Here is an 11,322-nt window from a genome sequence, read left to right as displayed (position 1 = left end):
TCGCGCGACTGATGTAAACGCCTAACGCGCGGAGCAGGTTGAGGCGTTGCCGATCTTGTAGCTCACGAAGACATTCGTGCGCCCTTCCTGCCGATCGATCACGACCTTCATGAACTTGGGCTGCGCAATGAATGTCAGGTTGCGATAATCGGCGAATTTCGCCTGGGTGTCGTTGAACAGCGCCACGCCGGCCCGCGCCGCTTCGATCCGATAGAAAGCGACGACGCTGGCGATCGGCGCATCGGCGGATAGGTGACAGCGGACGTAACACCCCTTGCGTTCGGGCGCCGCGACGATGTGCGCTGGCGCATAGGGTGCGCCGAGACCGGAGGCTGGCTGGGCAACGAACGTGGCGGCGAGGAGGATCATCGCGCTGATCTCAAATCGGTATCTGCTGCGAGATACAGTGGAAGCTGCCGCCGCCGGTCAGGATATGGTCGGCGCGTAGACCGACGGTCTTGCGTCCCGGGAACAGCGCGCCGATCGCCTCGACCGCCGTGTCGTCATTTTCGGTGCCGTAGAGCGGCACCACCACGCTGGCATTGCCGATATAGAAGTTCATATAGCTCGCCGGGATGATCTCGTCGTCGCGCAGCACGCGGCCAGGGGACGGCACCGGCACCACCTCGATATCGCCATGCTGGAGCGCGCGCGCGGTGGCGCGTTGATAGACTTGCCAATTGGGGTCGTTCTCGCTCGCTTCGGGAATCGCCAGCCGCCGTGTGCCGACGAAGCGCGCGAGATTATCGACATGCCCGTCGGTATGGTCGTTGAGCAAGCCGTCGCCGAGCCACAGCACTTCGCTATAGCCGAGATCGCGATGGAGCAGTTCCTCGATCTCGGTGCGCGACGTGGATCCGTTGCGGTTGCGATTGAGCAGGCATTGTTCGGTGGTTACCACCAACCCCTCGCCATCGCCGTCGATCGCGCCGCCTTCGAGCACCCAGTTGAAGGTCTCGACCGTCTTGCCGCGCGCCTCGGCCAGCCGCGCGCCGATATCGTCGTCGCCAGGCAGATCATATTTGCCGCCCCAGCCGTTGAACTGGAAATCGGCTGCCACCCCGTCGCCGCGGATGATCGGCCCGGTGTCGCGCAACCAGATGTCGCCGAACGGCTGGATCACGACCTTGGCGATGTCGCCCGCGCGGCGCCGCGCGGCGGCGGCGGCCTCTTCGTCGGCGGCGACCAGCAGCACTTGTTCGCCCTTGCCATCGGCATGGACGGCGCGCGCGAAGGCGGTCACTTCGTCACGCGCGGGTTCGAGATCGAGTTCCCACAATTCGGGGTGGCTGGGAAATCCGATCCACACCGCCTTGTGCGGCGCCCATTCGGGCCGGGGAGGGGCAATCTTGATCATTGGCCAGCGCGTGCCCCGGCGCGGGACCGGTCGCGGATCGCGCGGAATTCGGCTGTCTTGTACCAATTCGGCCAGACCGGCGTGTCGGCGAGCCGGCGCCCGAGCTGGTAATAAAGCGTCAGATCCTGCACCGCGCCCGCCCAGTTCCAATTGGGGTCATATTCGTCCTGCGGCTTGTGGTAGCGGTTCTCGATATAATCGAGCACTGCGGCGTGCCCCTTGGCAACGCCGCCATCGGCCAGATCCTCGCCCGACCCGCCGTCGAACATCGGCACGCCCAATTTGGCGAAGCTGAAATGGTCCGAGCGGAAATAGCCGCCGCGTTCGGGATTGGGTTCGGGCTTCATCACCCGGCCCTGCGCCTCGACCAGCGGCTTCATCAGATCCTCAAGCTCCGATTTGCCCCAGCCCGTGACGACGAAATCCTTCGCCGGCCCGATCACGTTCAATCCGTCCATGTTGACCCCGCCGACCGTCTTGGCGAGCGGGAAGATCGGGTGCTCGGCATAATATTTCGACCCGAGCAGTCCCGATTCCTCGGCAGTGACCGACAGGAAAACCATCGTTCTTTTGGCCGGACCGGCCTTGGCCTGCGCTTCCGCCAGCGCGATCAGCCCGGCCGAGCCCGAGGCATTGTCGAGCGCGCCGTTGCAGATGTCGTCGCCCTTGACCGGGGTGCAATGGCCGAGATGGTCCCAATGCGCCGAATAGATCACCGTCTCGTCGGGCTTTTCGGTCCCCGGCAGGATGCCGATGACGTTCTTCGATGCCTGGCGTTTGATCGTGTTGGTGAAGCCGACCGAGAATTTGATCCCCAGCGGGACGGCCTTGAACCCCTTGACCTTGGCCGCCGCCTGAAGCTGATCGAAATCCTTCCCCGCGCTGGCGAACACCTGTTTGGCCTTGGCGAGCTGCATCCAGCCGATCGCCTGGCTCTGGTCCATATGATCGCCTTTTTCATCGAGCTCGAGCTGCGCGCCCGACCAGCTCGACCGTACCACGCCCCAGCCGTACGCGGCGGGATCGGTATCGTGGACGATGATGACGGCGGCGGCGCCTTCGCGCGCGGCTTCCTCGAACTTGTAGGTCCAGCGGCCGTAATAGGTCATCGCCTTGCCTTCGAAGAGGCCTTGATTGTTGGGCGCCTGCCAATCGGGGTCGTTGACCAGCACGACCACCGTCTTGCCCTTCACATCGACGCCGGCATAATCGTTCCAGCCCTTTTCGGGGGCGTTGATGCCATAACCGACGAACACGACGTCCGAGTTGCGGATGTCGATCTTCGGCGTCACGCGATAGGTCGAGACCACCATATCGTCGCGATAGGTCAGGCTGACCGGTGCCTTGCCGCCGGTGAAGGTCATCGGCGTCATGTTCTCGGCGGTCAGCTGGACCATCGGCACGTCCTGGAACCAGCTGCCTTCATTGCCGGGTTTCAGTCCCGCCGCCTTCATCCGCTCGACCATATAGGCGACCGTCTTGTCCTCGGCGGGCGTGGTCGGCGCGCGTCCCTCGAACGCATCGGAAGACAAGGTTTTGGTGACGTCCTTGAGCGTGTCGACCGAGATGGCGGGGGTGCTCGACTGGGCAAGCGCGGGCGTTGCGGCCAGGACGGCAAGAGAGAGGACGAGACGGCGCATCGGCGACCTTTCGCTAGGGTTGGCCGCTGTCTGGCAGCGCCCCGCCAAGGGCGCAAGCCGGACTATCATCGCCGACCATCGTGGCCTCACGGCCGGTCGGCGCGCGTCGGTCCACTGTTTGGTCCACAACGGAGCAAAAGGGTTGCCACCGGGCGCGCCTTTCCTTGCGAAGTCCGGCGTCATCGTTATTCATCGTGCGATCAAGGGGTTGGGGGACTTATGCGGATATGGGGCTTGGCGGCGGCATTGGGCCTGACGCCCATCGCTATCACGGCAGCCGCGGCACAGGATGCACCTGCCAAATCTTCCAATGACCTGGCTGTCGCATTCGGCGCGCGCGAGGCGGTGCGGCAGATCAGCCTGTCGCCGGACGGCACCAAGGTGGCGATCATCCAGCCGACCAAAGGCCGGGGCTCGGCGCTGATGATCGGTGACCTGGTCAAGGGTGGCGAGTTGAAGGCTATCGTCACCTCGACCGGCAATCCGGACCAGCTGGGCGATTGCCACTGGTCGACCGACACGCGGCTGATCTGCCGCATTGTCATCACTACCAACATCAATGGCGATCGGCTGGGTTTCTCCCGGATTATCGCGGTCGATTCGGATGGCAAGAATCTCAAGCTGCTGAGCGCGCGGACCAGCGACCGCTCGCTGGGGCTGATGCAAAACGGCGGCTCGCTGATCGACTGGGGCGCCGGAGGCAATGGGTCGGCATTGATGACGCGGCTTTTCGTCCCCGAATCGTCGACCGGTACGCACATCGCCGAGAGCCAATCGGGATTGGGGGTCGAATTGATCGATACGACCTCGCTGTCGCGCAAGCAGGTCGAGCCGGCGCGCGACGGTGCGGTCGACTATATCAGCGACGGTCGGGGTAACGTCCGCGTGATGGGCATCCGACCGAAGACCAGTTCGGGGTACGATTCGGACAAGATCATCTATTCCTACCGGACCTCCGACAGCCGAACGTGGAAGCCGCTCACGACGGGAACGTCCGTCGCCGGTCAGGCGGCGGGTTTCCTGCCTTACGCCGTCGATCCGGCGCTCAATGTGGCCTATGGATTCGAAAATCAGGATGGGCGCGCCGCGCTCTACAGCGTCGCGCTCGACGGCAGCCTGACCAAGAAGCTGGTGCTGTCGCGGCCGGATGTCGATGTCGACGATCTCGTCGAAGTGGGTCGGCAGAATCGCGTGGTCGGCGCCACCTATGTCACTGATCGCCGCGAGGCGGTGTTCTTCGACCCCCCACTGAAGGCGCTGCGTATTGCGCTGGGCAAGGCGTTGCCGGGCAAGATCATCACCTTCATCGACGCCAGCGCCGACGAGAGCAAGTTGCTGATGTTCGCCTACAGCGATCTCGATCCCGGACGCTATTATGTGTTCGACAAGAAGACGAGATCGATGGCGGAAGTTCTGTCGTCGCGGCCCGACCTGGACAGCGTCAAGCTCGCGACGGTGAAGCCGGTTACCTACCAAGCCGCGGACGGCACCAGCATTCCCGCTTTTCTGACTCTTCCCGCTGGCAGCGACGGCAAAAACCTGCCCGCGATCGTGATGCCGCATGGCGGGCCAAGCGCGCGCGACGAATGGGGTTTCGATTGGCTCGCGCAATATTTCGTGGCGCGTGGCTATGTCGTTATCCAACCCAATTTCCGTGGATCGACCGGCTATGGCGACGCCTGGTATCAGAAGAACGGATTCCAGTCGTGGCGGACCTCGATCGGCGACGTGAACGATGCCGGACGCTGGCTGGTGAAATCCGGCATCGCCGATCCCAGAAAACTTGCGATCGTCGGCTGGTCTTACGGCGGCTATGCCGCGTTGCAATCGGCGGTGCTCGACCCCGATCTGTTCAAGGCCATCGTCGCGATCGCGCCGGTCACCGACTTGGACGCGCTACGAGACGAGTCGCGCGACTTCACCAATTTCCCTCAGGTCGATGCGCAGATCGGCCACGGTCCGTGGATCGCCGAAGGGTCGCCGGCGCGCAATGCGGGCAAGATCAAGGCGCCTGTGCTGCTGTTCCACGGGGATCGCGACACCAACGTCGGGATCGGCGAGTCGCGATTGATGGCCGGCAAGATCAAAAGCGCGGGTGGCAAGGTTGAATTCGTCGAGTTCAAGGGGCTCGACCATCAACTCGATGACGATACGGCGCGCACGACGATGCTTGGCGAGGCCGACGCTTTCCTGCGCAACGCGATGGGGTTGTAGCGCGGCGTTGGTCAGGCGCGCCGCGCGCTGATCAGCAATTGCGCCGCCACCAGCCGCGCGGTCACCTCGATCGCTTCGCCTGCTACTGTCTCGATCGGTTCGGACAGCGGGTGGATCGGCGCGCCCCAATGCGAACGCGACTCGTCGAATGGGCTGTTTTCGAACGTCACGTCTGCGCCGAAATCGACTCGCAGCCATTGCGCTACCCCGTGGATCACGCCGCCATCGGAGATCAGCGTCGCAGTCTCTTGGGTCGGCCCGAACGACGGCGCCTCGAAGTCCATGGCGAGCAGGCTGGTGGGGCGAGATCGGCGCGTGGCTCCATCGGCGCGCGCCCGCAACACTGCCGGAGAGGGCGCGGCGAGCAGGTTGAAGGGCGACATGTCGAAGCCCTCCACCATGCCAAGCGGCCATTCGGCCGGGTGGTCGAGCGCGACGAGCGCGCACCGCAATTCGGCGCGCGGCGGCAGGATCGGCGCATCGGGCCGGATCAACCGCCCGCGGGCGTCGGTAATGACCCGAACGATGTCATCGCCAAACAACGCGTCGTCGAACAATTCGGACATCAGCAGGTCGGCAGGCTCCGCCAGATCCTGTCCCAATTCCAGGTCGGTCGAATATTTGGAGATGACCGTGATGCGATCGGCCAGCCCATTGCGCTGCGCGATCTCGCGCGCCGCCGCCGCGATCACCGGATTGGCTTCGCAGGTGATGACCTGGGCACCGGCGCGGGCGGCGAGCAGCGACAGCAGCCCGGCCCCGGTACCGATCTCCAATACACGCATTCCCGGGGACACCAGCCTGGCGATCGCTTGGGAGTAACAAGCGTTGCGGGGGCCGTCGCGCAGCATGGGCGCATGCCAGTGCGGTACGCCCGCCGACAGTGCCGCGCGGACCAGGTCGCGCACGTCGGTGTCGTCGGGCGCTGCCGCCACCGCGGCCAGCCCCAGCGCATAAGCGTCGCCGGCGATGCCCTTTGTCTTGAGCGCCTGGCACAGCATCGCCATGGCGAGCGGCTCGTCCGCAACGTGCGGGTATCGTTGCAGAATATCGATCACTTTTCCCCAATGCCGTCGGCCGGTTCGTCCGTTTCGCGACACCAACTTGTGGGTCGGCGCTCGCAACCACACAAGAGAGCTTCGGACAGTCCTAGAATGTTTATCCGTCAACGCAAAAGGGCGGCCCCATAGGGACCGCCCTTTCGCATATCGACGATGTCGTCCAGATCAGCTCACGCCGATCCGTGTCATCAGCGCGAGTAGAATTCGACGACCAGATTCGGTTCCATCTTCACCGGGTACGGCACCTCGTCGAGGGTCGGCACGCGAGTGAAGGTCACCTTGGCATTGCCGTCGGGCGAGACGTAATCGGGAATGTCGCGCTCGGCGAGCTGCTGCGCTTCCATCACCAGCGCCATTTCCTTGGCCTTGGTGCCCAGCGTGATTTCGTCACCGACGAAGCAGCGGCGCGACGCGATGTTGCACTTCACGCCGTTGACGCGGATGTGGCCATGGCTGACCAGCTGGCGCGCGGCGAAGATCGTCGGGGCGAACTTGGCGCGATAGACGATCATGTCGAGGCGCTGTTCGAGCAGGCCGATCAGGTTCTGCGAAGTATCGCCCTTCATCCGGGCGGCCTCGTGATAGCAATGCCGGAACTGCTTCTCGGTCACGTCGCCGTAATAGCCCTTGAGCTTCTGCTTGGCGCGCAGCTGGATGCCGAAGTCCGACATCTTGCCCTTGCGGCGCTGACCATGCTGGCCGGGGCCGTATTCGCGCTTGTTCACCGGGGACTTGGGACGACCCCAGATGTTTTCGCCCATCCGGCGGTCGAGCTTGTGCTTGGCGCTGGAGCGCTTCGACATAAATATTCCTTTGCAATTGCCAACAACGACGCCGCCCGAAGGCGGCGCTAATTCCGGTCATCGCTCTGCTGAGATCAGGAGATCGGCAGGGCCACCGCTTCACCGGAAGTGCGGGGCCGTTTGCGAAGGGCGCGCCTCTCGCAGAGGCGTCCGCTAGAGTCAAGCCTCAGTGGTGGGGGCGGCCTTATTGTCGGACGACCTGACCATTATTCTGGAGCGTTTGCGAACGCTGCATCGCATCGTCTCTGACGCGCGCATTGTCAGAATCGATCCGGCTCCAATCGGCCTTGGTATGACACGTCACATGGCCACCGAGGATCGAGCCGGTGGCTGGACCGTCGCGGCGGCAAGTCTTCTTTTCCTTGACGGGTGCCGGCGCGGCTGCGTCGGTAGCGGACTGAGCGATCGCCGGAGCAACGAACAACATGGCGGGTACTGCCGCCATCATCTTGAAATGCATTAGTAACTCCCCTGGTTGGATTGCTTATCCGACTATCGTGTCCGTCACTGGAGCGAAGGCCAAAGCGGCTGGGGCGCTCATCACCAACCTGGCGAAGCGCCTGGACCCAGCGCGCCTCCGTCGTTCGACGACGGGCAGCGTTCGATGAAGTGTCAGTGTGCGTCCGACGCACCGCTGCCTGAGGTGAGCCCGTCGCCCGAGCGCACGCCGGGCATGGGCGCCCGTTCGGCGTTGGGATCGACGCCGGTGCCGTCGATTTTCGCCCATTCGTCCTTGGTGTGGCACGAACTGCGCATCATGTTCGAACCGGGAAACGGCTCGAGCGGGCGACAGATTTTCTTTTCCTTTTTCGGCTTGGGCGCCGGCGCCGTATCGCCGGTTTGGGCGAAAGCGGGAACGGTCAGCAGCGCAAGGCCCGCAGCTGCCATCATCTTGAAACGCATGTATAACTCCGAAGTGAGAGCGGCTTTACTTGGCGCGAAGCTGTATCGGTTCCCTGGCGCCGAAGGAAGTCAAAAACGTCAGCCTCGCTGACGCGGATTGGCAAGTGCCGACAAGACGCCGCGCAATGTCCGCACTTCCTGGCTCGACCAACCGGGCTTGGTCAACAGCGTGCGTAATGTCCGTTTCGTCGTCGGCACGCGATCGGGCGGGAAATAGAAGCCGGCACCCTCCAGCATCGCGTCGAGCTGGCCGATCATGCCGTCGAGCTCTTCCTGCGGCGCGGGTAGCGGCAGGTCGGTGTCGGTCGGCTGCGCGAGCGACACGCTTTTCGACCATTCGTACGCGACCAGGATCACCGCCTGGGCGAGATTGAGGCTGCCGAACTCGGGATTGATCGGCACGGTGATGATCGTCCGCGCGACCGCGACGTCGTCGGTTTCCAGCCCGGAGCGTTCGGGCCCGAACAGGATCGCCGAGCGGCCGGGCTGGCCGTGGATCTCGCGCGCCGCGGTTTCGGGAGTCATGACAGGCTTGGTGACGCCGCGTTTGCGCACCGTGGTCGCATAGACATGCGGGCAATCGGCGACCGCATCGGCGACGCTGTCGAACACCCGCGCGCGTTCGAGCACCACATCGGCGCCCGATGCCGCCGGCCCCGCCTGCGGATTGGGCCAGCCGTCGCGCGGGGCCACCAGCCGCATCTCGGTCAGCCCGAAATTGAGCATGGCGCGCGCCGCCTTGCCGATATTCTCACCAAGCTGGGGGCGGACGAGGACGATAATCGGCTGATGAAGGTCGGTAAGCTCAGTCACGAGTGAGGCGCGCGCTCCAGGCATAGCCACGATAGAGCGCGCGGTGTTGCGCGTTCAGCCCGATCTTGTCCACCACCTCGAACAGCTCGGCGCGCGGGCTGACGTCGAACTTGCCGAGCCAGGCGAACAGCATCGCGCGGAACCAGCGCGGCAGGCGCTCCTGCTGACCGAAGTCGACGATGTCGAGCCGCCCGCCGGGCGCGAGCTTGCTTGCCGCCTCGCGGATCGCGCCGGTCCAGTCGGGGATCATCGACAGGGTGTAGGATTGGAACACGCGATCGAATTCGGCGCGGCCGAACATGCCCTTCGCATCGAACGCGGTGGCATCGCCCAGCGCGAAAGCGATGCGATCGCTCAGTCCCTCCTTGGCGACATTGGCGCGCGCGGTCTCGAGCATCGCCTCCGAGATATCGACACCGTAATAATGCGCGTCGGGCCAGCGCCGCGCGGCAACGATCAGATTGCGCCCGGTGCCGCACCCCGCCTCGAGCACGCTGCCGCCCGGCGGAGGCGCGAGGCCCTCGATCAGCGCGTCACGTCCCAACAAGTAATATTTGCGGGTGAGGTCGTAAAAGTGGCGCTGGGAGCGATAGATCGCGTCCATCTGCGCCGCATGCGGCTGCTCGCTCAGGCGGCGTCCCCCAGCACGTAGAGATGCACGCCGCCATAGATCGAAGAGCGATCGCGTCGGGTGTAATCGAGCGATTCCTCGGCGCGATAGGTCCAGCGCCCGAGCACCGCGTCGGGCACGCGGCCCGGCAGGATGGTCGGCTCGCCCGCGGTACGGAACAGCACGCGCGATCCCGGCCGCGCGGTGCGGGTGATCTCGGTCCAGAGGTCGGTCAATTGCTCGTCGGTCATCCAGTCCTGCGCATCGAGCAGGATATAGCGGTCGAGCGAGGCATCGGGTTGGCGCTTGAGGAACTCGCTATAGTTCGAATGGAGAATCTCCATCCGGTCGAGCCGATCGACGACATCGGCGTAATTGTCGGCCTGGAGATAGGGCGGCAGTGGCGCCTCCGGCCCTTCGCCATAACCGCGGCCGAACGCCTGCCAGGCGAAATAATTGTCCTTGAGGTCGAAGTCGCAGGCGAGCTTCTCGAGCCGCTCGCGCAGCACCGTCGCCATCTTGGCGTCGCCGGCCAGCGCTTCATATTGCGCGGGCGGGATGCCGAGGCCGAACAGCGAGGCGGGCTGATCGGTCAGCCAGCGCACGAACGCCTTGTCGAAAAACGGCGCATATTCGCGATCGAATATCTCGCGCTGTTCCTCGATCGTATTGGCCTTGAGGATCGCCTTGGGATCGAGCCCGTGGAGCCGCGCCAGCATATGCGCCGCGCCGATGAAGCCGCCGAGCAGTCCGCGCTTGTACAGCCCCTTGGCGAACCCGCCGATCCGCCTGCGTCCGATCAGGTCGCGGCTTTCCCAATAATGCCGCGTCGGCTCATCGAGATGCGGGCGGATATAGCTCTTGTACGCCGCGATGTTCGCCTTGGTGTTGGCTTCGGCGAAGAAGCGGTGGAAAGCATCGTAATCGGGCAGATGGCGGGCTGCTGCGAGCTTCAATTTGTTGAGCGCGATATGCGCGGTGTTGAGGTCGACCGCGGTGATCCGGCGCGGATTGGCGGTCAGATAGCTGAGCGCGTTGCACCCGCCCGAGGCGATCGTCACGACGTGATTGTCGGGCTGGATCGCCAGCGCTTCCATATCGACCGAGGGATCTTCCCAGATCTGCGCATAGACCAGGCCGCGGAAGGCGAAGGTGAAGGCGCGTTCGAGAATGCCCTGCTTGGTCAGATGGTCGTGGCGGTGGACCGCATCCTGGACGGCGCGGTTCTTTTGCGGAGCAAGGGCAGTGGCCATATGAAGTGTCCCAGAGGGTGCGCGGCCTTACCGCGCGCGACCTTTTCGCGCTAGGGCAATCCGGTGACGTTTCGATGACGCCCCCCGGACTCGCGATGGGGCGAGGCGATCACGGGGTCATTGCCCCGCCATCGGGCCAGCTGGTGTCGCTGACCCGGGTCAGGTGCATCTCGAAGAATTGCACCGGTGGTTGACCCGTCACGACGCGCTCGCCGATCTCGGTCCACACCTTGTCCTTGAACGTCGCGGTGTAGCGGATCGTCGCCGGGCCGGCAGGAACCTCCCAGACATAGCCGTCGGCGGTCGGCGTGATGACGAAGTCGCCGGCATGACCAAGCGCATAAGAGCGGAAATTGTAAGCTTTCTTCGTCGGTTCGTACGAAATCACTGCGAAGGCATTGAAGCCGATCGACCCGTCGGCATTGAACGACCGGCCCTCGATCACCCTCAAGCTCCCCCCAAGCATGGTGCCGATGCGCTCGGTATGCGTGACTTTATGCTCGCCGCTCGGCCCGCGCGTCGTTGCGGTGCCGCGCCAGGTGCCGTCCATCCAGGCGAATTTGCCCGCTGCGTCCTTCTGCGCAGCGATCGTGGCGGGATCGGCTTGCTGCGCGCTCGCCGGTACCGTCATGATTAGAGCCAACGTCCCCAGGATAATCCGCCGCATA

12 protein-coding genes are annotated in these 11,322 nt (G+C 64.3%); 1 reads left to right on the top strand and 11 read right to left on the bottom strand.

The window, feature by feature from the left end; translation table 11 throughout:
* Window positions 1–21 precede the first annotated feature (21 nt).
* The 3 genes from AC1DSD_RS14900 to AC1DSD_RS14890 are packed head-to-tail and all read right to left on the bottom strand — an operon-like array spanning window position 22 to window position 2,997.
* Window positions 22–369, bottom strand: a complete 348-nt coding sequence (locus AC1DSD_RS14900) for a hypothetical protein (protein WP_478031170.1) — start codon at window positions 367–369, stop codon at window positions 22–24.
* Window positions 370–379: 10 nt separating this feature from the next.
* A complete protein-coding gene (locus tag AC1DSD_RS14895; protein WP_478031168.1) occupies window positions 380–1,357 on the bottom strand; it encodes an agmatine deiminase family protein in 978 nt (325 codons plus the stop codon).
* Window positions 1,354–2,997, bottom strand: coding sequence for a M28 family metallopeptidase (locus AC1DSD_RS14890; protein ID WP_478031167.1), 1,644 nt, complete (start codon window positions 2,995–2,997; stop codon window positions 1,354–1,356). Before AC1DSD_RS14890 ends, AC1DSD_RS14895 begins: the two co-directional genes overlap by 4 nt.
* Window positions 2,998–3,216: 219 nt before the next feature.
* Here AC1DSD_RS14890 and AC1DSD_RS14885 point away from each other — a divergent pair, with 219 nt between their 5' ends.
* Window positions 3,217–5,211: an alpha/beta hydrolase family protein gene (locus AC1DSD_RS14885; protein WP_478031166.1), complete on the top strand. Its 1,995-nt coding sequence runs from the start codon at window positions 3,217–3,219 to the stop codon at window positions 5,209–5,211.
* A gap of 11 nt (window positions 5,212–5,222) precedes the next feature.
* Here the strand turns inward: AC1DSD_RS14885 and AC1DSD_RS14880 are convergent, their stop codons facing one another.
* From AC1DSD_RS14880 to AC1DSD_RS14845, 8 genes are all read right to left on the bottom strand, one after another.
* A complete protein-coding gene (locus tag AC1DSD_RS14880; protein WP_478031164.1) occupies window positions 5,223–6,269 on the bottom strand; it encodes a 50S ribosomal protein L11 methyltransferase in 1,047 nt (348 codons plus the stop codon).
* Between the two features lie 191 nt (window positions 6,270–6,460).
* The gene (rpsD, locus tag AC1DSD_RS14875; RefSeq protein ID WP_066808264.1) at window positions 6,461–7,075 is read right to left on the bottom strand and encodes a 30S ribosomal protein S4; all 615 of its coding nucleotides are present in this window, start codon (window positions 7,073–7,075) and stop codon (window positions 6,461–6,463) included.
* Between the two features lie 184 nt (window positions 7,076–7,259).
* Window positions 7,260–7,535 (bottom strand): hypothetical protein, encoded by a 276-nt coding sequence (locus AC1DSD_RS14870; RefSeq protein WP_478031162.1) that lies wholly within the window; start codon window positions 7,533–7,535, stop codon window positions 7,260–7,262.
* A gap of 152 nt (window positions 7,536–7,687) precedes the next feature.
* Window positions 7,688–7,978, bottom strand: a complete 291-nt coding sequence (locus tag AC1DSD_RS14865; RefSeq protein WP_478031161.1) for a hypothetical protein — start codon at window positions 7,976–7,978, stop codon at window positions 7,688–7,690.
* Window positions 7,979–8,056: 78 nt separating this feature from the next.
* Entirely contained in the window at window positions 8,057–8,791 is a 735-nt protein-coding gene (locus AC1DSD_RS14860; protein ID WP_478031160.1) for an RNA methyltransferase, read from the bottom strand.
* Window positions 8,784–9,395, bottom strand: coding sequence for a class I SAM-dependent methyltransferase (locus tag AC1DSD_RS14855; protein WP_478031158.1), 612 nt, complete (start codon window positions 9,393–9,395; stop codon window positions 8,784–8,786). Before AC1DSD_RS14855 ends, AC1DSD_RS14860 begins: the two co-directional genes overlap by 8 nt.
* Window positions 9,396–9,418: 23 nt before the next feature.
* Window positions 9,419–10,654 carry a BtaA family protein gene (locus AC1DSD_RS14850; RefSeq protein WP_478031157.1) on the bottom strand — a complete coding sequence of 412 codons (1,236 nt, stop codon included), beginning with the start codon at window positions 10,652–10,654 and terminating at the stop codon, window positions 9,419–9,421.
* A gap of 109 nt (window positions 10,655–10,763) precedes the next feature.
* Window positions 10,764–11,321 (bottom strand): DUF1579 domain-containing protein, encoded by a 558-nt coding sequence (locus tag AC1DSD_RS14845; RefSeq protein ID WP_478031155.1) that lies wholly within the window; start codon window positions 11,319–11,321, stop codon window positions 10,764–10,766.
* Window position 11,322 lies beyond the last annotated feature (1 nt).

The organism is Sphingomonas sp. P4_D12 (assembly GCF_056401895.1).
The sequence above is the reverse complement of the archived record's forward strand: the minus strand, read 5'-3'. Positions and strand labels throughout refer to the sequence as shown.